The sequence below is a fragment of the Nitrospirota bacterium genome, assembly GCA_040752355.1.
Taxonomy (GTDB): domain Bacteria; phylum Nitrospirota; class Thermodesulfovibrionia; order Thermodesulfovibrionales; family Dissulfurispiraceae; genus JBFMCP01.
This window is the reverse complement of sequence record JBFMHE010000004.1, coordinates 84,465-106,130: the sequence shown is the minus strand read 5'-3', so window position 1 is coordinate 106,130 and position 21,666 is coordinate 84,465. Positions and strand designations below refer to the sequence as shown.

The 21,666-nt window shown below is 58.4% G+C and carries 22 protein-coding genes; 13 read left to right on the top strand and 9 right to left on the bottom strand.

Annotated features, from left to right (window positions below; all coding sequences use genetic code 11):
- From AB1805_04350 to AB1805_04315, 8 genes are all read left to right on the top strand, one after another.
- Positions 1-1,701, top strand: coding sequence for a nickel-dependent hydrogenase large subunit (locus tag AB1805_04350; protein ID MEW5744657.1), 1,701 nt, complete (start codon positions 1-3; stop codon positions 1,699-1,701).
- 52 nt (positions 1,702-1,753) lie between these two features.
- Entirely contained in the window at positions 1,754-2,260 is a 507-nt protein-coding gene (locus tag AB1805_04345) for a HyaD/HybD family hydrogenase maturation endopeptidase (protein ID MEW5744656.1), read from the top strand.
- 52 nt (positions 2,261-2,312) lie between these two features.
- Positions 2,313-2,984 carry an MgtC/SapB family protein gene (locus AB1805_04340; GenBank protein MEW5744655.1) on the top strand — a complete coding sequence of 224 codons (672 nt, stop codon included), beginning with the start codon at positions 2,313-2,315 and terminating at the stop codon, positions 2,982-2,984.
- A gap of 160 nt (positions 2,985-3,144) precedes the next feature.
- Positions 3,145-3,744, top strand: a complete 600-nt coding sequence (locus AB1805_04335) for a TetR/AcrR family transcriptional regulator (GenBank protein ID MEW5744654.1) — start codon at positions 3,145-3,147, stop codon at positions 3,742-3,744.
- Between the two features lie 16 nt (positions 3,745-3,760).
- Entirely contained in the window at positions 3,761-4,948 is a 1,188-nt protein-coding gene (locus AB1805_04330; protein ID MEW5744653.1) for an efflux RND transporter periplasmic adaptor subunit, read from the top strand.
- Between the two features lie 12 nt (positions 4,949-4,960).
- Positions 4,961-5,644, top strand: a complete 684-nt coding sequence (locus AB1805_04325) for an ABC transporter ATP-binding protein (protein ID MEW5744652.1) — start codon at positions 4,961-4,963, stop codon at positions 5,642-5,644.
- A gap of 126 nt (positions 5,645-5,770) precedes the next feature.
- Complete coding sequence (locus AB1805_04320; protein ID MEW5744651.1) at positions 5,771-7,000, top strand: ABC transporter permease; 1,230 nt, start codon at positions 5,771-5,773, stop codon at positions 6,998-7,000.
- Between the two features lie 318 nt (positions 7,001-7,318).
- On the top strand, positions 7,319-8,680 hold the full coding sequence (locus tag AB1805_04315; protein ID MEW5744650.1) for a TolC family protein: 1,362 nt from the start codon (positions 7,319-7,321) through the stop codon (positions 8,678-8,680).
- A gap of 290 nt (positions 8,681-8,970) precedes the next feature.
- On the opposite strand, the gene AB1805_04310 is transcribed toward AB1805_04315, so the two are convergent.
- The 3 genes from AB1805_04310 to tcmP form a co-directional block, all read right to left on the bottom strand.
- The gene (locus tag AB1805_04310) at positions 8,971-10,434 is read right to left on the bottom strand and encodes a hypothetical protein (GenBank protein MEW5744649.1); all 1,464 of its coding nucleotides are present in this window, start codon (positions 10,432-10,434) and stop codon (positions 8,971-8,973) included.
- A gap of 90 nt (positions 10,435-10,524) precedes the next feature.
- Positions 10,525-11,253 carry a phage Gp37/Gp68 family protein gene (locus AB1805_04305; protein ID MEW5744648.1) on the bottom strand — a complete coding sequence of 243 codons (729 nt, stop codon included), beginning with the start codon at positions 11,251-11,253 and terminating at the stop codon, positions 10,525-10,527.
- A 21-nt stretch (positions 11,254-11,274) separates the two neighbouring features.
- Complete coding sequence (tcmP, locus tag AB1805_04300; protein ID MEW5744647.1) at positions 11,275-12,126, bottom strand: three-Cys-motif partner protein TcmP; 852 nt, start codon at positions 12,124-12,126, stop codon at positions 11,275-11,277.
- Between the two features lie 408 nt (positions 12,127-12,534).
- Between tcmP and AB1805_04295 the strand changes: the two genes are divergently transcribed.
- Positions 12,535-13,086 (top strand): acyloxyacyl hydrolase, encoded by a 552-nt coding sequence (locus AB1805_04295; protein ID MEW5744646.1) that lies wholly within the window; start codon positions 12,535-12,537, stop codon positions 13,084-13,086.
- Here the strand turns inward: AB1805_04295 and AB1805_04290 are convergent.
- From AB1805_04290 to AB1805_04280, 3 genes are all read right to left on the bottom strand, one after another.
- Positions 13,076-13,378, bottom strand: a complete 303-nt coding sequence (locus tag AB1805_04290; protein MEW5744645.1) for a DUF134 domain-containing protein — start codon at positions 13,376-13,378, stop codon at positions 13,076-13,078. The two genes, AB1805_04295 and AB1805_04290, sit on opposite strands and share 11 nt — an antisense overlap.
- 28 nt (positions 13,379-13,406) lie before the next feature.
- On the bottom strand, positions 13,407-13,751 hold the full coding sequence (locus AB1805_04285; protein MEW5744644.1) for a hypothetical protein: 345 nt from the start codon (positions 13,749-13,751) through the stop codon (positions 13,407-13,409).
- A gap of 156 nt (positions 13,752-13,907) precedes the next feature.
- Entirely contained in the window at positions 13,908-14,288 is a 381-nt protein-coding gene (locus AB1805_04280; GenBank protein MEW5744643.1) for a NifB/NifX family molybdenum-iron cluster-binding protein, read from the bottom strand.
- A gap of 305 nt (positions 14,289-14,593) precedes the next feature.
- On the opposite strand from AB1805_04280, the gene AB1805_04275 reads away from it, so the two are divergent.
- From AB1805_04275 to AB1805_04260, 4 genes are all read left to right on the top strand, one after another.
- Positions 14,594-15,361, top strand: a complete 768-nt coding sequence (locus AB1805_04275) for a hypothetical protein (protein MEW5744642.1) — start codon at positions 14,594-14,596, stop codon at positions 15,359-15,361.
- Between the two features lie 10 nt (positions 15,362-15,371).
- Positions 15,372-16,238, top strand: coding sequence for a TPM domain-containing protein (locus AB1805_04270; protein ID MEW5744641.1), 867 nt, complete (start codon positions 15,372-15,374; stop codon positions 16,236-16,238).
- A 135-nt stretch (positions 16,239-16,373) separates the two neighbouring features.
- Complete coding sequence (locus AB1805_04265; protein MEW5744640.1) at positions 16,374-16,949, top strand: LemA family protein; 576 nt, start codon at positions 16,374-16,376, stop codon at positions 16,947-16,949.
- Positions 16,950-17,171: 222 nt separating this feature from the next.
- Positions 17,172-17,666 carry a hemerythrin domain-containing protein gene (locus AB1805_04260; protein ID MEW5744639.1) on the top strand — a complete coding sequence of 165 codons (495 nt, stop codon included), beginning with the start codon at positions 17,172-17,174 and terminating at the stop codon, positions 17,664-17,666.
- A gap of 40 nt (positions 17,667-17,706) precedes the next feature.
- Here the strand turns inward: AB1805_04260 and AB1805_04255 are convergent, their stop codons facing one another.
- The 3 genes from AB1805_04255 to AB1805_04245 form a co-directional block, all read right to left on the bottom strand.
- Entirely contained in the window at positions 17,707-18,906 is a 1,200-nt protein-coding gene (locus AB1805_04255) for an aminotransferase class I/II-fold pyridoxal phosphate-dependent enzyme (GenBank protein MEW5744638.1), read from the bottom strand.
- Between the two features lie 3 nt (positions 18,907-18,909).
- Positions 18,910-20,247, bottom strand: coding sequence for a threonine synthase (thrC, locus tag AB1805_04250; GenBank protein MEW5744637.1), 1,338 nt, complete (start codon positions 20,245-20,247; stop codon positions 18,910-18,912).
- 126 nt (positions 20,248-20,373) lie between these two features.
- Positions 20,374-21,597: an ABC transporter permease gene (locus AB1805_04245; GenBank protein MEW5744636.1), complete on the bottom strand. Its 1,224-nt coding sequence runs from the start codon at positions 21,595-21,597 to the stop codon at positions 20,374-20,376.
- Positions 21,598-21,666: the final 69 nt, after the last annotated feature.

Genomic DNA, 21,666 nt, shown 5'->3' with positions numbered 1-21,666 from the left:
ATGTCAAAACGAATCACGATTGATCCGGTTACAAGAATCGAAGGACATTTGAGAATAGACTGCGAGATCGACGGCGGCCAGGTAAAGAACGCCTGGTCGTCGGGCCAGATGTGGCGCGGCATCGAGCTGATCCTCAAGGGGCGCGACCCGCGCGAGGCGTGGCTCTTCACACAGCGGATCTGCGGCGTCTGCACCACCGTGCATGCCATCGCTTCGGTGCGGGCCGTCGAGAACGCCTTGAAGATGGAGATCCCCCTGAATGCGCAATACATACGAAACCTCATCATCGCCGCCCATGCCATTCATGACCACATCGTCCACTTCTACCACCTTTCCGCACTCGACTGGGTGGATATCGTCTCGGCCCTGAAGGCAGACCCCAGGAAGACCGCGCAGACCGCCCAGAGCGTCTCGACCTGGCACCAGAACAGCGCGCAGCACTTCAAGGAAGTGCAGGAGAGGCTGAAGACCTTCGTCGGCACCGGGCAGCTCGGCATCTTTACGAACGGCTACTGGGGCCACCCGGCGATGAAGCTCTCGCCCGAGGTGAACCTCCTCGCCGCGGCCCACTACCTGCAGGCGCTCGAGTACCAGCGCAAGGCGAACATGATCGTCTCGATCCTCGGCGGCAAGACCCCGCATATCCAGAACCTCGCGGTCGGAGGCGTTGCGAATCCCATCAACCCCGACAGCCCCTCGACGCTGAACATGGAGCGGCTCTACTACATCAAGACCCTCATCGACGAGCTCGGCGACTTCGTCAACGAAGTCTATTTCGTCGATGTCTGCGCTGTCGGCGCCTTCTATGCCGACTGGACCAGGTACGGCGCAGGGGTGACCAACTATCTCTCTGTCCCCGACTTCCCGATGGATACCAGGGGCACCCTCTTCGAGCACCCCGGCGGCTCTATCGAGGCCGGCAATATCGGCAGCTTCAAGCCGATCAGGAGCTTCCAGGACGAGCTCTTCAGGGCCGGCGTCAAAGAGAGCGTCAAGCACTCCTGGTACGAAGGCGCCTGGAGCCGCCATCCGTGGGAGGAGGAGACCGTTCCGCAGTACACCGATTTCCAGGACAACGGGAAATACTCCTGGGTGAAGTCGCCGACCTTCAACGGCAAGCCCGCCCAGGTCGGCCCCCTCGCGAATGTCCTCTGCATGTACGCGGCCGGCCATGCGCCGACGAAGAAGTATGCCGATAAAGCCCTCGCCACGGTGAGCAGCCTTGCAGGCGCGAAGGTCCCCCTCGCTGCGCTCCACTCTACCATCGGCCGCCACGCCGCCCGGGCAGTGCGCTGCGCAGTCATGTACGAGACCCTCCAGAAGCAGTGGCAGGCGCTCATGGACAATGTTGCGAAAGGCGATACGGCCACCTTCAACCGCCCCGAGTTCCCGAGGGGCGAGGTCAAGGGCTTCGGGTTCCACGAGGCGCCGCGCGGCGTGCTCTCGCACTGGGTCGTTATCGACAAGGGCAAGATCAAGAACTACCAGGCTGTCGTGCCCTCGACCTGGAACGCGGGGCCGCGGAACGGCAACGACCAGCTCGGCCCCTACGAGGCGTCGCTCATCGGCAATCCCGTCGCAGACCCCGAAAAGCCGCTCGAGGTGCTGAGGACCGTCCATTCCTTCGATCCCTGCCTCGCCTGCGCGATCCATGTGGTCGATACGGACAAGAAGGAGATCGTGAAGGTAAGGGCGTTTTAGGCTCAGAATCCGGGAGCCGGAATTCCGGCTCCCGGATTCTATATTTATAATCATGAACATTCTCGTCATGGGCATAGGCAATCTTCTCTTGAGCGATGAGGGCGCGGGCGTCCGCGTCGTCGAGGAGTTCCAGGACCGCTATCGCGTGCCCGAAGGCGTCGAAGTGATCGACGGCGGCACCATGGGCATCGAGCTGCTCCATTACATCCAGAACAGGGACGCCGTCATCATTGTCGATGTGGTGAGGACAGGAAATCCGCCCGGCACGATCATTCGCCTGGAAGGGGCTGACGTTCCCGCTCTCTTCAACAGCAAGATATCTCCGCACCAGCTCGGGCTCTCCGATCTCCTCGCCGCCGCCCAGTTGACCGATTCGATGCCCCGGCGCATCGTGCTCCTCGGTATCGAGCCCAAGAGCATGGATACGGGGCTCGAGCTGTCCGATGAGGTGAGGGCGGGCGTCCCCCGGCTGGCCGCTCTGATCGTGGAGGAGCTCGCCTCGCTCGGGCTTGCTGCAACGCCGGAGGCATCCGCCAGCCCGAGGAAGACCATCCCTTAGCGTGCACTCCTCAACTATCATTACGTATCGTCGATAACTTATAATAAATTCTATGATTTCAGAGACCGAAATAGTCTTCCGCCTTCTGCTCGGCACCGTCATCGGCGGTATCATCGGGTTCGAGCGCCAGATACACGGCCGGCCTGCCGGGTTCAGGACGCAGCTGCTCGTCTGTGTCGCCTGCGTGCTCCTCATGATCGTCTCCGAGTACAATATCACGCTGGACGGTTTCGACCCCGCCTATGTCCGGGCCGATCCCGGCAGGATCGCGGCAGGCGCGATCACCGGCGTCGGCTTTCTCGGGGCGGGCGTCATCCTGAAGACGGGCTTCACGGTACAGGGGCTGACGACCGCTGCCTGCATCTGGATCGTCTCGGCGATCGGGCTCGCCATCGGCAGGGGTCTCTACCTGGCGAGCATTGTCGCCTTCATCATAACCCTTATCACCCTCATGGTGCTGAGAATCGTCGAACGGAAGATGCCGAAGCAGACCTTCCGCTTCGTCACCGTCAGCGCCGAGGCGGATGTCGATGAGGATTCCCTCACCTCGGTCATCGAGCGCTCCGGGGCGATAGTCCAGAATGTCGATTACGAGCACTGCAGGGAGGGTGGGGAGACGACCTTCCGTTTCACCGTCGCCTTCTACCGGAAGACCTCGCTCAAAAGACTTCTCGACGCGCTCTCGGCGCTCACCTTCGTCAGGAGTGTCTGCATCAAGAGCTGACCGGCGGTCCTGTTCCCTTTTTCGCAGCCCCCTTGTGAGCTCCCTTCACCCCTTCCATTGACATCGCCCCTCGCTCTGCGGTAATCTACCATGTTAGTAAGCACTTACACCTATGTCTTCTGCGGTTCCGTGCCGTATTGAGAGAGGGAGCAGCGGCAGTATGCAGCATACGGATGAAGCGGTCCCGACGAGGGACAAGATACTCGAAACAGCACTGAAGCTGTTTTCCCGTGAAGGGTATCTGGGCGCGACGACACGGGAGATCGCCCGGGAAGCGGGCATCGCCGAGGTGACGCTCTTCCGCCACTTCTCCTCGAAGGAAGAGCTCTTCGAAGAGGTCATCACTGCCTATTCATTCCTGCCGGCCCTCAAGGGGATACTCCCCGAAGTGCGGGACATGGCGTACGACAAGGCGCTGACGGTGATCGCGCGCCGTTTCCTCGAGACCCTCGACCAGCGGAAAGACCTCATCAGGATCATGCATGCCGAGATGCAGCGATATCCCGAGAAGATCCAGACGGTGTACCACACCTTCGTCGACGAGGTCTTCAAGGCCCTCGCCTCCTATTTCAGCGAGATGCAGAAGAAGGGGGCCCTGCGCAAATTCGATCCCGAGACCGCCGCGCGCGCCTACCTGGGCATGCTGTTCTCCTTTTTCAATGTGAACGAAATCCTGATGCGCAAGAAATACCGCAGCATCGATGTGCATGCCACGATCAGGGGTTTCGTCGATATCTTCATGAGAGGCACCGTGAAATGAAAGGGAAGTTTACGACATGATGAAAAAGAGTATCATGGCAGGGGTTGTTGTTGCAGTCCTCGCATCCGTCGCGTTTGCGCTGCTGGGGGGCAGGGAAAACGGCGTGAAGTTCAGGACCGAGGAGGTCACCAGGGGAGTGCTCTCGGCCTCGGTCACTGCAACGGGCACGGTGAACGCGGTGACGACGGTCCTCGTCGGCACCCAGGTCTCGGGCACCGTCAAGAGCCTTTATGTCGATTTCAACTCCCCGGTCAGGCAGGGGCAGATGATCGCGCAGATCGACCCCGCTACCTTCGAGGCCCAGGTGGCGCAGGCCCGGGCGAATCTCCTCTCGGCGAGGGCAAACCTGGATAAGGCCGAGGCTGCGCGTGCGGACGCGAAGAGGACCGCGGAGCGCAACAAGGAGCTCTTCGCCAGGAACTTCATCGCCCGCAGCGAGGTGGATACGGCGGAGACGAACTACGAGACCGCGCGGGCGCAGGTGAGCGCGGCAAAGGCGCAGGTGGCCCAGGCAGAGGCGGCCCTGAGAATGGCCGAGATCAATCTCCGGTACACGCGGATCCTCTCCCCTGTCGACGGGACCGTCGTCTCGAGGAGCGTCGATGTAGGGCAGACCGTGGCAGCGAGCTTCCAGACGCCCACGCTTTTCACCATAGCGAAAGACCTCACGAAGATGCAGATCAACAGCAATGTCGCCGAGGCCGATATCGGTCGGGTTGCCGTGGGGCAGCCGGTCGAGTTTACGGTGGACGCCTATCCCGACCTCGTCTTCAAGGGCAGCGTATCCGAGGTGAGAAATGCCCCTATCACCGTCCAGAATGTGGTGACCTACGATGTGGTGGTCAAGGTGGACAATGCCGAGCTCAAGCTCAAGCCCGGCATGACGGCGAACCTTTCCATTGTCGTCTCGAGCAAGAGCGATGTGCTCAGGGTCCCGAACGCGGCGCTCCGCTTCCGGCTGCCTGACGACCGCAAAAGGTCCTCCGGCCAGAAGCCGCAGCAGCCGCAGCACAAGGAGAAGGGCAGGGGAGTGTGGGTGCTCGACAGCGGTACGCCGAAGCGGGTTGCGGTAACCACGGGCATAAGCGACGGCATGTACACCGAAGTCCAGCCGGGAGCGCTGCGGGAAGGGCAGGGCGTGATCGTCGAATCCCTCGAGAAGCAGAAGGGCGGCCGCGCTCCGTCAGGCCCCCGGATGTTTTAAGGAGAGGAGGACATGGCGCTCATCGATGTGAAAGGGCTCGCGAAGGTGTACCGGATGGGCGATGTGGCGGTCACTGCGCTCGACAATGTCTCGCTCAGCGTCGAGCAGGGGGAGTTCATCGCGATCATGGGACCGTCGGGGTCCGGCAAATCGACCTTTATGAATATCCTCGGGTGTCTCGACACCCCGACGAGCGGGCGGTATCTGCTCGACGGCGAAGATGTGGCGCAGCTCAGCCGCGATGAGCGCGCGTCGATACGGAACAGGAAGATCGGCTTCGTCTTCCAGGGGTTCAACCTCCTCAGGAGGACCTCGGCGCTCGAGAACGTCGAGCTGCCGATGCTCTACAGCGGGGTGCCGCCCAAGGAGCGCAGGGAGCGGGCGCGGGAGGCGCTCCGGACCGTAGGGCTTGCAGGGAGGGAGCACCACTTCACCAGCCAGCTCTCGGGAGGGCAGCAGCAGCGCGTCGCGATCGCGCGCTCCATGGTGAACGCAGCGCCGCTTATCTTTGCCGACGAGCCGACCGGGAACCTCGATACCCGGACGAGCGTCGAGATCATGGAGCTCTTCGTGAAGCTGAACAGCGAGTCGAAAATAACGATAGCGCTGGTGACCCACGAGCCCGATATCGCCGCGTACGGCAGGCGCATCGTCCGGTTCGTCGACGGCAGGATCGTGAGCGATGAGGCGATGTGAATGAGCCATCAGCTATCAGCAGTCAGCCATCGGCAGACTGCCGGCAGCTTCGCGGGAGCACGGTTCTGCGCGTTGTGCCTTTTGTCTTTGCTGAAAGCTGACAGCTGATGGCTGAGAGCTAAGGATATGATCGATCTTTCCTCTACCATAAGTATTTCGTTCAGGTCGCTCATGGTGAACAAGATGCGTTCGTCGCTGACGATGCTCGGGATCGTCATCGGCGTGGGCGCGGTCATCGCGATGCTCGCCGTGGGCTCGGGAGCGCGCCAGCGGATAGCCGAGCAGATCTCGAGCATGGGGAGCAACCTCATCATCATACTGCCCGGCGCCACGACCTCGGGCGGGGTCCGGATGGGAGCGGGAACGCAGTCCACGCTCTCGATGGCCGATGCAGAGGCGATACAGCGCGAGAGCCCCGCTGTCCAGTATGTCGCCCCGGTATTGAACGGCGTCAGCCAGGTCATCGCCGGAAGCCAGAACTGGTCGACGGGGGTGACCGGCACGACCCCGGATATGCTGCAGGTCAAGGATTGGCCTCTGGCTGCGGGGAGGGCCTTTACCGGCGACGATGTGCGGAGCGCGGCCAAGGTCGCCCTGCTCGGGCAGACGGTGGTCGACAATCTTTTCGGAGACGCCGATCCCGTGGGGCAGGTCGTGAGGATAAAGAACGTCCCTTTTACCGTGGTCGGCATGCTCGACCGCAAAGGCCAGTCCCCGAACGGGCAGGACCAGGACGATGTGATCTATGTGCCGGTGACGACGGCGCAGAAAAAGCTCTTCGGGACCGCCTTTCCCGGCATGGTGAGGACGATCATGGTGAAGGCGAAGAGCGCCGACGACCTCGACGACGCCGAACACCAGATCACCGAGCTGCTCAGACAGCGCCATCGCCTCGGCCCGAGGCAGGATAACGATTTTACGGTGAGGAACCTCACCCAGATGATGCAGACGCAGGAGCAGTCGACCAGGGTGATGACCATACTGCTCGGCGCCATCGCCTCGGTCTCGCTCCTCGTGGGCGGGATAGGGATCATGAACATCATGCTCGTTTCGGTCACGGAGCGGACGCGGGAGATAGGTATACGCATGGCGATAGGGGCCCGGACCTGGGATATCAGGCTGCAGTTTCTCATAGAGGCGCTCACGCTGTCGCTGATCGGGGGCATTTTCGGCATCGTCATCGGGATATCGGGCTCCGAGATCCTTTCGGCCCTCGCCGGATGGCCGACGACGGTCTCGCTGCTCTCGGTGGTCCTGGCCTTCAGCTTTTCGGGGGTCGTCGGCATGTTCTTCGGGTTCTACCCGGCATACAAGGCGTCGCTCCTCGACCCGATAGAGGCGCTGCGGTATGAGTAAGCTCTCGATCGGCTCGTCTGCATCTGCGCACGCCATAAAGATGCTATGCTCTGTTCGACTCATTCTCAGAAAGCATCCTGCCCTCAACCCGAAATGCCTTCGCCATTTCGGGGCCCTTCTGTTCTATGGGGTCCCCAGAAAGACAAGGTCTTTTTGGGGCAGGTGTGGGGGCTCGCCCATTTATCAGATAAGGGGGGGCATCCATGCCCTCCTGCAAGCTCACCATACCGCTCACAGAGCATAGCATCTCTATGGCGTGGAGTGAGGTATGAATAGGATGGATTGCGCTTCGTGAACGTGATAGAAAGGAAGTTGCTTATGCGTGGCATACGGTGTAGTTTTGTTATTGTGCTGTCGGTTGTGCTGCTGTTGGCCGGGGTCGTGAGCGTCCCTGCCGGAGCGCAGGATCCCGCTCCTGCGGTGAACGGGACGAATGCGGCAGGAGGTGCGACAGCCGGCGGGGTGTTGCGTGAGGGAGAGCTCCTCACTCTCGAACAGTGCGTGGCGATCGCGCTCCGGAGTCATCCGGCCATCGCCGCCGCAGGCAGTTCGGTCGAGGCGGTGCGGAGCAGGATAGGGCAGGCTGCTGCCTCCTACTACCCGCAGATCGACCTCTCCGCAGGGTACGACACCTCCGACTTCACCTCCCGTTCCGGATCGCGGACCATCGTCGGCCGGAATTCTGAATTCAGCGGAACCGCAGCCCTGCGGCAGAATCTCTACGACTTCGGCAGGACCTCGACCCAGGTCAGGATACAGCGCTTCACCTTCGACGCATCGCGGATGGATCTGAAGGACGTTACCGACCAGATCGTCCTCAATGTCCGGGAATCCTATTACGGCGTGCTGCGGGCGGACCGGAACAGGGAGGTGGCGCGGGAGGTGGTGAAGCAGTTCGGGCAGCACCTGGAGCAGGCGAAGGGCTTCTTCGAGGTGGGGCTGAAACCCAAGTTCGATGTGACCAAGGCGGAGGTCGACCTGAGCACTGCGCGGCTCGACCAGATACGGGCGGAGAACAGCTATCGCATCGCCTGGGTGACGCTCAGGAATGCGATGGGCATCCCCACCGCCCCGGAGTTCAGGGTGGAGGACAGCCTCTCTTTCGCCAAATACGATATATCGCTCGACAGCGCCGTTGCGCGCGCTTATGCCAACAGGCCGGACCTCCAGTCGACGCTCTTCCAGGGGCGCGCGGCGGAACAGTCGGTCGAGCTCGCCCGCAAGGGCTACTACCCGACGGTGAGCGGCAGCGCGTCGTATTCGGCATCAGGGGAGCGGACACCCCTGGACGACGGATGGAGCGTGGGCGCCGTCGTCTCCTTCCCGCTGTTTAATGGATTTCTCACCAGGAGCCAGGTGGACGAGGCACGGGCGACGCTCGATGTGGTCAGGGCGAACGAGCAGTCCCTGCGGCAGCTCATCCTGCTCGAGATACAGCAGGCCTATCTCAACCTGAATGAGGCGGAAGAGCGCATCGGCGCCGCCGAGCTGACGGTGCGGCAGGCGCGGGAGAACCTCGACATCGCCACAGGAAGATATGATGCCGGCGTGGGAGACCCGATAGAGGTGACGGACGCGCTCATCGCCTTCCGCAACGCCGAGACCGCATACAACGGGGCGCTGTACGACTACAAAGTCGCGCAGGCGAATATAGAGCGCGCAATGGGAGGCGGGAAGTGAGCTATGAATCGGCTCTGTAGCAGCGCCTCTCCTGGAATAAGAAAGTAGACGAAGTTGTTATAGAGAGAGCATAGGGATTTCGAGCCGTTCGGGCCTGCATCGTGCCTGATACCGGCTGAACAGGGCAAGGAAGTGCATCGATGGATGAGGTGCAGGCACGGCGGAAGATTCTCCTGTCGCTCGGCTTCGTTATATGTCTCTCCGTGCTCAACGGCACGATGTTCCAGGTGGCGGTACCCGACATTGTCGCTGAGTACCACCTTTTTCCCTCGACGGTGAGCTGGGTAACCTCAAGTCCGCGATTCTTTCATGGCAAGAAAACTACGAAACATGGGATGAACATGAAATCGAGAAATAGTATGGAGATTGAGATTTGATATTTGATGGGGGCCGAGATAAGAGCTGCCACTCCTTCTCAATCCTTTTACTCCTCCCACGGCTTGGGCCCTGAGAAATCCGATCCTCCATAATACCTCAATTAGAAATTCAGGCGACTGATTGTGACACCAAGATGACGCCTCATCAACGTTGTACTCTTCCATTGTTATTCCTAGGCACAGTAGCTCCAGACCGTCGCGATCTAAATTGTAGGAGAGTCCACGAAAGATCTCAAACACCTTTAACAGGCCAGGATACTGGAACCTATATTCCGCAGCAATATCTTTAGCACGATCTTCTGAATATTTTACTTCGGTCTTACTGATAATATCATAGTCGATAGGCCACGAGTTAACCTCTCTTGCCTTGAGCGATGTTTCAGTACAGAATTGGATTATTTCACGAGGTCTATAGAGAGTGCGATCAACCATATAATTAAAAGACTTAGTTTGTCTGTAATCTAAAGTTTCAGCATAAACTGAGTTCCAACACTCCTCGATAGATTTCTCTTTAAGCTCTGGCAAAGAGTACCTAATCCGGTTAGTAACCATTTGCATTAGCATAGGCTCATCCCATTGAATCTCTTCTATGATATCTCTATACTTCTGGGCATCCTCATATAAAGCCGGGATATTATCATAAAGCTCCTTTCTTAATGAAACCAATACGCGTAAAGATGGAGCATGCTCATTGATTTTAATAGCAGCCTGAAACAAACCTGCCACAAATGCTTTAGCATCTTCTGATGCGTCCCAGCCTCTGTCTAACTCATCTACGAGCAGGACAACATTTTGGCGCTTGCAAAGAGTAATAATATCCGGTATGAGCGATTGTATTTCTTCTAATTTATAAAGCTTCTGTAACTCACGAGTTTTCGCACCGACCTCATAAGGTCCGACTTTAACCCCTTCAAAACGTTTTAAATACGATAAAAGAATATCAAGTGGATTGTCTTGATGTCCTTTAAAATTATCTCTCAAAAAATTATATACTTTGGCGGCCGCTCCACTCTTTAGCCCACCACGTCCTGAAACTCTTCTCATAACTGAGATATAAATTAGATATTTCCAAGCAGCAGCATACGCTCCCTGCTTAGCCCAAAATCCCTGATGTTCTTTTGCCATTATTCCTGAGAACATCTCATATGAATAATCCTCTGGTGAAAGCTCAATAACCAAAGTGCCCGCATTTTTTTCCTTCTCTGCTAAGATTTTAAAAATGGCGCTCTTCCCTGAGCCTCTATTTCCCAATAAAATGAACTTCTCCCTATTAAAAATACGACGATAAGCATCAGACTCAACGAAATACTCAATAAGTCCTTTCTCAATATCACGTTCAGCAGCGGGTGCGCCAAAAGATAACTTGGAAATATTCATATCCCCCTCGCTCATCGAAATGTAGCTATTTACCCATCGGATTATAGCATCTCTCTCTTTTAGATACTGGTTTCTCTTGAACTACCTCTCCTAAACCGCCCCTGTAGGTACCATTGCTGGCATCTCGTCCCATACGCAGCCATCCAGCATCCTGCCGCTTTTAGATTTCCTGAACCCTCCCCACTGTTTGAAGAAGAAAGGGACATTAGTTTTGATGCATTGCTCTCTAATATCACGCACCCATTCGGCTTTCATGGCTCTGCTCTTCGGGCCTGACTCACCACCGACGATGACCCAGTCGATTCCTTCAAGTGAGAGATCCGGCAGATCGGATAGTAGCGGTTCTATTGAGATGAATCTGACTGAGGCAGGAACTTTTCTGAGTTCATCTATCCTAGATAGATAGTTGTTTGATTCAACGGTTACGCCGACCCACACGTTCGGAGACCAGGAGACTTTGTTTGATATCTCCGAAAGCCGCTCGGCTCTCTTCGTCACAATTTGAAATACATGCCAGCGTGCCTCGCTCATAGTCGTGAACACATTGTTTATAAATGACAAAGGAACATCTTTATGGAAGAGGTCGCTCATTGAGTTTACGAAGATGATCTTGGGTTTTTTCCAGCGGAGGGGCAAATCTACCAGATCATGATGAAGCGCCAGTTTGAAACCGTTTCGATAGCGTGTACTGCCCATTGCCTTGAGACGCAACGCCATGCGCTCAGCGTAACAGTTCCTGCAGCCTTCGCTTATCTTTGAGCACCCGGTAACAGGATTCCATGTCACCTGAGTCCATTCTATCTTCGATGCCTGAGCCATTGCGCATCTCCTTGCCGGATATTATAGAAGGTCGAGTTGATCGTCGCTATATCTCCTGGCTTCTTTCCAGAACTTTTGTCCCAATCTATTGCGGCTGAAGAAGGCCAAATGATAGAGCGGAAGGTTTTTATCTACCGACCGCACAAGCTCCATATCGGCAATCCCATCGTAAATGTATCCTAATGCCTTCATCTGTCTTCCAAAGAGATCAGCAAAGTACGAACCGAACGTATCCCAGCGGCCTCTTTGAGCACGCCACTCGTCCCGCCAATTCGGGGAGCCGGTAAAATACTCGATAGCCGTACTCGACTCTTGCATGTAATAGGCATCAATGTTTCTGTTCGCATCCATTCCCGAGGGTATGAGAACGAGAAAATCCATATACTTTTCCGACAGCTGTTGAATGGTCTGGAAATTGAGATTTCTGATACTGTACGGGTCGACGAAGCAAAAGCTGAGGACTCTGAAATCTTTTCGATGAGCAGGTAGCTGTGAAATAACCTTCTCGATGTTGCTGTTGACATCGTCCTCAACGAAACGGATATCGATCCCGGCGTAATCCCGTACAACTCTTTTTTTCAGGGCTTCTATTTTCATGCTGTCGCTCTCACAAAATATGTATCTATCAAACCGATCTGCAATGTTTAAGGACAGCAGCGGAGAGGCGGGTACAATTGTCATTGTTTTTTCCAGTCTGGCGCGTCCCGGACCGGCATAGAGGTCTATATACACCCGGGCATCCCACTTTGATTTCATTGATGATGAGAACATCTTTGCATAGTTCCACACGAGCCTGTACTTAAATTCCGCCCACAGTCCGACCTCAGGCGTTATCAGGTCGTCGTCTTCTAAACGCGGCAGCTTCTCAAGCATTGCACCCCCCGCAACCCTTTTGTGAATCACTTATAGTATATACATAATCAGACAGGTATACAAGTGTATACATGAATCTGAGTGGCACATGAACCGATGTGAAGGAAAAAGAGAGCGGTTAGTCAAGTGAGCTTTACAGTGGTAGACTTATTGCTTCTTGGCTACCGTGGTGGAGTCACTTTCTTTCCCTGCGGCTGCGCATGGGGCCTCAGGAGCGTCATTACTCCAGAATACTCCCGGGCCTCGGCGACGGGACACCGGCCGGAACGCAGTAAAAGGTGCACGCGAAAGCCTGAAAAACTTCTTTTCGTTGCCGTTAAAAAGCGCTACACTTAAAAAAGAGAGTTCCTCGGAGCCGTTCCGCTGTTTATTTCCCTGCTTAGTACAGGATTATAACAGGAGGAGATCATGAAGACGGTCGTCCGCGCGTCGGGGATGGTGCTTGCGCTCTGTACGATCCTGGTCCTCTCCGCCGGCGCTGTGTGCGATGCAGCGGCGGGGGGGCGTCTTTTTGAGCTGGGTCTCGGCGGGGGGATCAACCTCAACGGCGTCAACTCCACGCAGTTTCTCATCTCCCCTGCAGTCTTCATACCCCTGGCGGGCTCGCGGGTGTTCCGTCTCGGCGTCGAGGGGGATATCGAGTTTATCGAGCACGAGGGGCGGGTGACGGTGATTACGGGAATCGCTCCCCTTATTCGAGCGATAGCGCCTTCAGGAACAGTGCGGCCCTTCATCGAGATAGGCGGGGGGGTGAATTATGCGAGCCGGAAGAGGATCGACGGGAAGGAGCTCGACGGGCCCTTCCTGTTCAGCGCCATGGCCGGCGCCGGCATAGAGATGACGGCGGGCAAGCGGCTCCTGCGGGCATCCTACCGTCTCCGCCACCTCTCCAACGGGAGCCTGTACGACAAGAACGAGGGGCTGAATACGCAATACCTGTTCCTCTCGATCAGCTTTTAGTATTCGTCTCTTCCTCGAAGACGAGGGCTTTGCATTCGGTGATCGCTTTGACCACTTTCTTGCGGGCGCTCGAGAGGAGCCGCTGGACCGTGCCCCGGGAAACGCCCATCCTCGCTCCCGCCTCCTGCTGGGTCATGTCCTTCAGGTCGCAGAGCCGCATCGCCTCGAGCTCGTCGCGATAGATCGTGACCTGCTTCAGCTCGTTCATGGGCATGCCTACAGGTTTGCAGATCGGTCCCTGGTGCTCCTTGAACGGGCACCGGCACTTTCTCGGCTTCTTTGGACGGGGCATTACGCGTACTCTTTCCCGGCTGCGGCGCTCAGCTCCCGAGCTTCTCGAAGAAGGCGGAGATCTCCTTGGTAAAACAGAGGCCGGAGGGAAGCTTGCAGTTCCCCGCTTTCTTCTGGCGCACCGGCTCGTCGGGCCGGTCGAGCATCGCTATCTTATCGATGATATCCCTGAAGATGTCGGAGAGCTCCTCGGGGAGTCTTTTGCGCTCCGCAGCATGGGCCGTCTGGAATTCGGCGAAACGGCTGGTGACCGCCTCGGCTGTTCTCGCAAAGGCGGCGCACTGGGCGCAGAGAGGATCGTTCTGCTGGTTTCCTAAAATACCGACGGCATAATGAAACGCCCTCACCCTTGTTATGAACAGATCGTCTCGCATGAATACCCTCCTTACACGGTCGCGATTATTCTCCGTAGCGCTATTGTAATACTTTTCTGCGAAAATTGGATATCTCTGTCCAGCGCCCCTGTCAGGGCATGCGCAACAGTGAGGAGTCTCTCGTCGCGTCTTCTGTGCAACGGCGGTCGAGCTGAGCTAGTGTGCGCATCCTCCGCCGTGCGTGTGGCCGCCGCAGCACTGCTGCGGCATGTATTCACGCAGCTGCTGCGCCTGAAGTCTCGCGACGTTCTCTTTCACGCTCGCCGCATCGGCGCGATAGACCCTGATGCCCGACTGGTTCAGCCTGTTCAGGGCGCCGCCGCCGATGCCGCCGACGACGACCGCGTCAACCTTCCGGCTGTCGAGCGCTTTGAGGGGGTTGCAGGCGCCGTGGGCGTGGTGCTGGTCTTTATTGACGATGGTCGATACCGCTCCGGTCTCCAGGTCGACGACGACGAACAGGGGGGCCGAGCCGAAGTGGTTGAAGACCGTGCTTTCGAGCCCCTCGTCCTTCTGTACGGGAAAACAAACGTTCATACCATGCCTCCTTCGCTGATTTTGTGCATATGCACATTATCACCAGTGGAGCAGATAATGTCAAGTTATAATTTTAGAGCGCCTGGCACAATGAGCGGGGGAGGGAGGAAAAAAAGTGGCCGGAGAGGAGGGCCTCCGGCCGGATGTTGTTGTTCCTGGCAGCCTATGGGGCTATTGTAGAAAAACAGCCCCGGTGCCGCCGTGACGGAGGTCACAATAACGGGAGATCGCGCAAATGCCTGCGGCATAAGGCAACCCCTCCCTTCGTCAGCCGGGGCGCTTCCTCCGGTATGGTATAATTTCACATGAGTCCGTCTGATAGTCCCTCGTTACCCTTATATGATGTCGATCCGGCGGTCGCTGCGCGGATAGCCCCGTTCTTCGAAGAGCTGCTCGCCCGGTACGGCGGCGCCCTCCATTCTCTCCACATCACGGGCAGCGCGCTTACGCCCGATTACCAGGAAAAGGTGTCCGACATCAACTCCCTCGTCGTTCTCAAGGAGATGGACTTCGGCTTCCTCAGGTTCCTCGCTTCCATCGGCGATAAATACAGGAAGAAGAATGTCGCGGCGCCGCTCATCATGACCGCCGCGTATATCCGGGGCTCTCTCGACGTCTTTCCCATCGAGTTCTCCGATCTGCGGCTCATCCACCGGACCGTCTACGGTGAGGATATCCTCGAGGGACTGACGATCGACAAGGCGCACCTGAGGCTCCAGTGCGAGCGCGAAGTGAAGACGAAGCTGATCGGGCTGAGGCAAGGGTATGTCGCCACGCTCGACAAGAAGCCGCTTCTCGTCGAAAAGCTCTCCCAGTCCATTACCGGGTACATTCCCCTCTTCAGGGCGATCATCTCTCTCATGGGGCAGGAGCCGCCGGTGCCGAAGCACGCGGTGCTCGACCGGCTCTGCGAGACGGTCGCGGTCGAGACGGACATATTCAAGAAGATGCTCCTGCTCAAGCAGAGGAAGATAACCCTCTCGAAGGGCGAGATCGAGACCGCTTTCGAAGAGTACTACAAGGCCACGGAGCGTATAGGCGCCGTCATCGATGAGCTCCAGGCACATAAATAAAACAGGAAGCATGGAGGGGGAAGCAGGAAGTAAAGAGACGTTGTGTACTGTTTCTATCGTATCGTTCATTCTTGCCCTCTTGCTTCTCGCTTCTTGTTTCTCACCTGCCTCTGCCGCCACTCCCGAACCTCCTGCCGCGCCGTCCGACTACGTCGTCGATCTCGCCGGCATTATCAACGACAGCGCCGAAGCGAAGCTGAACGGCTATCTCCGCGAGCTGGAGCAGAAGACGACCGCCCAGGTCGTCATCCTCACCATCGAGAGCCTCGACGGCGAAGATATCGAGGGATTCTCTCTGCGCATGGCCGAGCAGTGGAAGCTCGGACAGAAGGGCAAGGACAACGGCGTCCTGATCGCGGTGGCCCTCAAGGACCGGCGCTACCGCTTCGAGGTCGGCTACGGGCTCGAAGCCGTCCTCCCCGACAGCATGGTCGGCTCCATCGGCAGAACCTATCTCGTTCCCCACTTCAGAAAGGGCGATTACGGCGGCGGCGTCACGAACGCCACCCTCGCTGTTATCAAGACCATCGCCGACCGCGAGGGGGTCGAGATTACCGGCTTCCCGAAGATCGAGCGGGAGTATGGCAGGAAAGCTTACAAGATCAGCCCTGCGCAGGGCTTCTTTCTTCTCGTGTTTCTTCTGATTGCCGCCGTCTTTCTCATCAAGCATCCCGGCCTCTGCCTGCTGCTCTTCGCCGCCTCGGGAGGAAGGACCGGCTCTTATGGAGGCCGCCGCGGCGGTGGCCATTATGGTGGCCATTATGGTGGATGGTACGGCGGGGGCGGGTTCGGCGGCGGCGGAAGCGGGGGCTTCGGCGGCGGTTTCGGCGGAGGCGGCGGAGGCTTCGGCGGCGGGGGGGCATCGGGGAGCTGGTAATGCAAATCCGAAATCCGAAGCACTGAATCCGAAACAATATAAAACGACAAAAATCAGAAGTGAGGATTGTATCTCCGAATTTGTTTAGAGGTTCGATAGTAGTGTTTAGGATTTGTTTCTAAAGGAGGAGGTTCCATGAGTCAGGGAGTGAAGGCGTTGTTGGTGGTTCTCGGTGTCCTTGTCGTCATCGGTGTCCTGTTCGGCGGGTGGATCGTCGGGCAGTACAACAAGGTGGTCGCCATGGATGAGCAGGTGAAGGCGCAGTGGGCGCAGGTGGACAACCAGCTCAAGCGGCGGTACGATCTCATCCCGAATCTCGTCGAGACGGTGAAAGGGTATGCAAAGCACGAGCGGGAGATCTTCGAAAATATCGCCCAGGCGAGGACGCAGTATTTCCAGGCGCCGACGCCTGCCGGAAAGATAGCGGCCTCGCAGCAGCTCGAAGGCCTCCTCTCGCGTCTTCTCGTGCTGCGGGAAGCCTACCCGCAGCTGAAGGCGAACGAGTCCTTTCTGAAGCTGCAGGACAGTCTCGAGGGCACGGAGAACAGGATCGCCGTGGAGCGGAAGCGGTACAACGAGGCGGTCCAGAGTCTGAATTCCTACCGCAGGAGCTTTGCCGGCAGGTTCATCGCCGCGCTGGCCGGCGTAGAGGAGGCGAAGTACTTCGAGACACCCGCGGCGCAGAGGGAGACGCCCCAAGTGAGGTTCTAGGCTCTGTACAGAACCAAGCACTAATCAGAGCGGCGGGGGGCGACAGCACCCTGCCGCATGGGTGCTGCGCTCCCGCCTGAGAGGCGCGCTTGACAGGTGGCGCTCCTGCCTATATCCTTTGAGTAGAGGTTATTCCCCCATCCCGCAGCACGTATCGTAACGCTTTCCTGAAAAAACACCGAAAATTCCAGAGAGAAGACATTTCGTGAGAGGAGGAAAGGCATGGACATGCTTGCCATTCTCAAAGAGGACCATGATTACATACTGGACCTGCTCCGGAAGATCGGCCTTTCTGTGGACGCCGAGACGAGAGAGCAGGCAGAGCAGGAGGCCGGTCTCTTCCTGCAGTTGAGGCAGAGCCTCGAAACCCATATGGCGGGAGAGGAGCAGTTCTTCTATTCGGCCCTCGAGGAAGACGACGCCGTCCGTCCGCGGGTGATCTACGCCATGGAAGACCACCGCCGCATCAAGCTGTTTCTCGGTCAGATGGCGGCCTGTACCGTTCATCGGGAATGGAATGCCCGGTTCTCCCTCCTGAGGGAGGCGACGGAGGCGCATTTTGCCGGTGAAGAGATAGGTCTGTTCGGAGACGCGGAGCACATCTTCAGCATCGTGCAACGGGAAGAGCTGAGCAGGAAGATCGTTGCCGCAGAGGAAGAAGTGTTCATGGAGTACGAATGGAAGCAGCAGCGCGGCAGAAGCGGTCTGCCGAAATGAGCTCCTCCTCGCGGAGACCGGGCGGCCGCTGGAGCGCGGTCTATATCCTGTCCAGCGCCTGCTTCAGGTCAGCGATCAGGTCGTCCACGTCCTCGAGGCCGAGCGCGAGCCGGACGAGGTTGTCCACCATGCCGATGGCCTGGCGGTAGTCCTCGGGATAATCGAAGAACGACATGGTCGACATCTGCGTCACCAGGCTCTCGCTGCCGCCGAGGCTGGGGGTGATCAGGAAGAGCTCCAGCGCATCGATGAATCTCCGCGTCTCCCTGTCCCCGCCTTTGAGCAGGAACGTGATCACGCTGCCGAAGCCGTTCATCTGCTCCATCGCGACCGTGTGGTCCGGGTGCGACTCCAGCGCCGGATACCACACCTTCTCGATCTTCGGGTGAGCCTCCAGCATGCGGGCGACGGCCAGACCGGCGCGGTTGTGGTGCTCCATACGCATGGCGAAGGTCTTCAGGCCGCGCTCGAGCAGGAAGCAGGTGAGCGGGCCGGGCGTGGCGCCGATCATCCGCTGCATCTTGTAGAGATCGGTGAGCAGATCGTGTTTGCCGAGGGTGACGCCTGCCAGCAGGTCGTTGTGCCCGCCGAGGTACTTGGTCGCGGAGTGGATGACGATATCCACGCCCCTGTCCAGCGGCTTTATGTTATACGGCGTCGCCAGCGTGGCGTCGATGACGGTCATCACGTTGTGCTTTTTCGCGACCGTGACGATAGCCGGGAGGTCGAGGATGCGCAGATAGGGATTCGTCGGGGACTCGGTGAAGATGATGTTGGTAGTGGGTTTGATCGCCCGGGCGACCGCTTCGGCATTCGGGTCGACGATGGAGACCGGGATGCCGAACTTCGAGAGCATATTCGTCGCAAAGTCGCGGGTCTGGCGGTAGCAGTCGTTGGTGAATATGATATGGCCTTCGGGCTTCATATAGGTCATGAGGGTCAGGATCACCGCGCTCATGCCGGTCGAAAACAGCACCGCCCGCTCCGCGCCCTCGATAGCCGCCAGCTTGCGCTCGCACTCCTGCTGGGTCGGGTTGCCGTAGCGTCCGTATTCGTGCTCGCGCACCACGCGGCCCTCACCCTTCGCCTTCATGAAATCGTAGACATCACCGGCGGTATCGAAATAGAAGTTCGAAGTGTGGACAATCGGCGTCGAGACCGCATAGTACGGTTTGGGCGTGCGCTTCTCTCCGTGTATGGCAAGGGTGGCAGGCTTCCACTTCCTGGTGTTCTCGGGCATTCTCTATTTATCTCCCTTGAGTAAAGTGTGATTCAGGGCGTCCATGACTGCATCCGCGCTCGGCGGGAGATCGATGGGCTTGTTTGCGTACTGGCAGGGAAAGTCGAGCGTCCCTTCGTGATAACGGACCTTGAAATCGGTGAACTTCAGTCCGTGGGCGGTGGAGATGACCACGACGCGCTCGGACTTGTCGATCTTTCCGGCCTTGATCAGTTTGATCAGCGCTGCCAGGGCGACGCCGGTGTGCGGGCAGTTGAACATGCCTGACTTGTCGCCGAGCGCCGCAGCGTCGGCCAGCTCCTGCTCGGTGGCGTCCATGACGATGCCGTTGAACTGCTTCACGGTGCGGATCGCTTTCTCGGCGCTGACCGGATTGCCGATCTGAATGGCGCTCGCGAGCGTGTTCTGCGCCTGAATGGGCTCGAAGGTCTCGAAGTTCTTGAGATACGAGCGGTAGAGGGGGTTGGCGTGCTCTGCCTGGGCCACCACGATGCGCGGCAGCTTATCGATGAGGTTGAGCTCTTTCATCATGAGCAGGCCGCTGCCCAGTGCGGAGACATTCCCGAGGTTGCCGCCGGGGATGATGATCACGTCGGGCACCTGCCAGTCGAACTGCTGGACGATCTCGATGCCGACGGTCTTCTGTCCCTCGACGCGGAGGGAGTTCATGGAGTTGGCCAGGTAGATGTCTTCGCGCTTCGTGATCTCCTGTACCACGCGCATGCAGCCGTCGAAATCGGTGTTGAGCGACAACACCAGCGAGCCGTTGGCGATGGGCTGAATGAGCTGTGCCGTCGATATCTTGCCTTTCGGCAGCAGGACGACGGACTGGATGCCTGCCGCCGCACAATAGACCGCCAGGGCGGCGGACGTGTCGCCGGTCGACGCGCAGGCGACCGCCTTGATGGGGGCGCCCTCGCTGATCATCTGGTTGACCTGCGAGACGAGCACCGTCATGCCGAGGTCTTTGAACGAGCCGCTGTGGGAGTTGCCGCAGAGCTTGACCCAGAGATTGTCGATGCCGATCACCTTGCCGAAGCGCTCGGCCCAGAAGAGGTTGGTGCCGCCCTCGTACAGCGAAACGACATTATCGTTGTGAACGTTCGGCAGGACCCACTCTTTTTTGCCCCACACGCCGGAGCCGTAAGGCCACTCGGTCGATTTGTACCGGTCCTCGAAGAGCTTCTTCCACTCGGCGGGCTTGCGGCACATGAGGGCGTCGTGGTCGTGCTGCACTTCCAGCAGCGAGCCGCACGCCGTGCACCGGTAGATGATGGAGTTCAGCGGATAGCGCGCCCGGCACTGCTGATTGATACATTGAAACCAGGCCTTAAATTCCATACTCACCCTTCTCGTTCCGTGAACGGCAGGCCTGAAGGCGGGGCCTGACCTGTCCCGTACTGTTCACGATGTAAAAGGAAGAATATCACAAGCGTCCCTGGATGTTCAACATGAGCGCGCCCTTTTTTATTCGGACCGCAGGGCTTCGATCGGATCGAGGCGGGCCGCTTTTGCCGCGGGATAGACGCCGAAGGCGACGCCGATGAGGGCGGAGAAGAGAAAGGCGACGATGACCGCGGGGACCGAAAGGCTGAGGGGCCATCGGGTGAAATGAGCGGCGCCGAGGGAGATGAGGGCGCCGAGGACGATCCCGGCTATGCCGCCGCTCACGCTGAGGGTGAGGGACTCGATGATGAACTGGAGCAGGAGGTCGCGCCGCAGCGCCCCCACCGCCCTGCGCACGCCTATCTCCCTGGTCCGCTCCTTGATCGAGATGAGCATGATCGCGAGGATGCCGACGCCGCCGACGAGCAGGGAGATCGCGGCAACGGCGCTCAGGAGATTGGTGAAGGTCCGGGCGGTCTCTTTCTCCGTATTCAGGATCTCGGTCTGGCTCTGTATGGTGAAGTCGTCGGCCTTATTGCGCAACCGGTGCTTCTCGCGCAGGACCTCCGCTGCTTCGGCAGCGGCCTTCTCGATGCGGCCCGAATCCTTCGCCTGAATATAGATATTGTTTATGTAGGTGAGATTGAAGAGCCGCCGCAACGCGGTCGTGATCGGGATATAGACGACGTCGTCCTGGTCGGTCCCGACCAGGTCGGTCCCCTTTTCTCCGAGCACGCCGATCACCTCGAACGAGACCTTCCCGATGCGGATGCTCTCGCCGACGGGGTCCCTGTTCTCGAAGAGGTTCTTCGCAACCGTGGTCCCGATGACCGCAACCCGCTGCATGGTCCTGTTCTCGTCATCGCTGAAGAACCTCCCCTTCTCGAGGGAGAGCGTCCGTATCGGGAGGATCGCTTCGGTGGTGCCGGTGACCGTCGTCGAGGTGCTGACGGTATCGTATTTGACCAGGAGCTTCTTGCTCTGGGCCGGGGCGACGGCCTTTACGGACGGCGCTTCCTCCTCGATCGCCTTGAGGTCCCGCAGCGTGAGCGTGGTGGTAGTGCCGGTCTGGCGCGGCCTGCCCGCAATGATCCTCACCTGCCCTGCGGTGACCATGACGAGGTCGGTGCCCATCGCCTGGATCTTCGAGAGCACCTGCTGCTGCGCTCCTTCGCCGATGGCTACCATGACGATGACCGAGCAGACGCCGATGACGATGCCGAGCGTGGCAAGGGCGGTCCGCAGCTTGTGGCTGAAGAGCGTCTTGAGCGCTATGCGGGTGCCTTTGAGCAGTTTCATGAGCATGGCAGAGCAATCAGCTGTCAGCCATCAGCTCTCAGCAAAAGAAAGAATTTTTTTATTGGCTGAAAGCTG

Bases quoted from the DNA above. Each gene is read 5' to 3' on its own strand.
- AB1805_04270 (MEW5744641.1), top strand. From the start codon at position 15,372: ATGGAGGGGGAAGCAGGAAGTAAAGAGACGTTGTGTACTGTTTCTATC.
- AB1805_04305 (MEW5744648.1), bottom strand. From the start codon at position 11,253: ATGGCTCAGGCATCGAAGATAGAATGGACTCAGGTGACATGGAATCCT.
- AB1805_04290 (MEW5744645.1), bottom strand. From the start codon at position 13,378: ATGCCCCGTCCAAAGAAGCCGAGAAAGTGCCGGTGCCCGTTCAAGGAG.
- AB1805_04310 (MEW5744649.1), bottom strand. From the start codon at position 10,434: ATGAATATTTCCAAGTTATCTTTTGGCGCACCCGCTGCTGAACGTGAT.
- AB1805_04285 (MEW5744644.1), bottom strand. From the start codon at position 13,751: ATGCGAGACGATCTGTTCATAACAAGGGTGAGGGCGTTTCATTATGCC.
- AB1805_04345 (MEW5744656.1), top strand. From the start codon at position 1,754: ATGAACATTCTCGTCATGGGCATAGGCAATCTTCTCTTGAGCGATGAG.
- AB1805_04335 (MEW5744654.1), top strand. From the start codon at position 3,145: ATGCAGCATACGGATGAAGCGGTCCCGACGAGGGACAAGATACTCGAA.
- AB1805_04320 (MEW5744651.1), top strand. From the start codon at position 5,771: ATGATCGATCTTTCCTCTACCATAAGTATTTCGTTCAGGTCGCTCATG.
- AB1805_04340 (MEW5744655.1), top strand. From the start codon at position 2,313: ATGATTTCAGAGACCGAAATAGTCTTCCGCCTTCTGCTCGGCACCGTC.
- thrC (MEW5744637.1), bottom strand. From the start codon at position 20,247: ATGGAATTTAAGGCCTGGTTTCAATGTATCAATCAGCAGTGCCGGGCG.
- AB1805_04280 (MEW5744643.1), bottom strand. From the start codon at position 14,288: ATGAACGTTTGTTTTCCCGTACAGAAGGACGAGGGGCTCGAAAGCACG.
- AB1805_04275 (MEW5744642.1), top strand. From the start codon at position 14,594: ATGAGTCCGTCTGATAGTCCCTCGTTACCCTTATATGATGTCGATCCG.
- tcmP (MEW5744647.1), bottom strand. From the start codon at position 12,126: ATGCTTGAGAAGCTGCCGCGTTTAGAAGACGACGACCTGATAACGCCT.
- AB1805_04265 (MEW5744640.1), top strand. From the start codon at position 16,374: ATGAGTCAGGGAGTGAAGGCGTTGTTGGTGGTTCTCGGTGTCCTTGTC.
- AB1805_04255 (MEW5744638.1), bottom strand. From the start codon at position 18,906: ATGCCCGAGAACACCAGGAAGTGGAAGCCTGCCACCCTTGCCATACAC.
- AB1805_04330 (MEW5744653.1), top strand. From the start codon at position 3,761: ATGATGAAAAAGAGTATCATGGCAGGGGTTGTTGTTGCAGTCCTCGCA.
- AB1805_04350 (MEW5744657.1), top strand. From the start codon at position 1: ATGTCAAAACGAATCACGATTGATCCGGTTACAAGAATCGAAGGACAT.
- AB1805_04260 (MEW5744639.1), top strand. From the start codon at position 17,172: ATGGACATGCTTGCCATTCTCAAAGAGGACCATGATTACATACTGGAC.
- AB1805_04325 (MEW5744652.1), top strand. From the start codon at position 4,961: ATGGCGCTCATCGATGTGAAAGGGCTCGCGAAGGTGTACCGGATGGGC.
- AB1805_04295 (MEW5744646.1), top strand. From the start codon at position 12,535: ATGAAGACGGTCGTCCGCGCGTCGGGGATGGTGCTTGCGCTCTGTACG.
- AB1805_04315 (MEW5744650.1), top strand. From the start codon at position 7,319: ATGCGTGGCATACGGTGTAGTTTTGTTATTGTGCTGTCGGTTGTGCTG.
- AB1805_04245 (MEW5744636.1), bottom strand. From the start codon at position 21,597: ATGCTCATGAAACTGCTCAAAGGCACCCGCATAGCGCTCAAGACGCTC.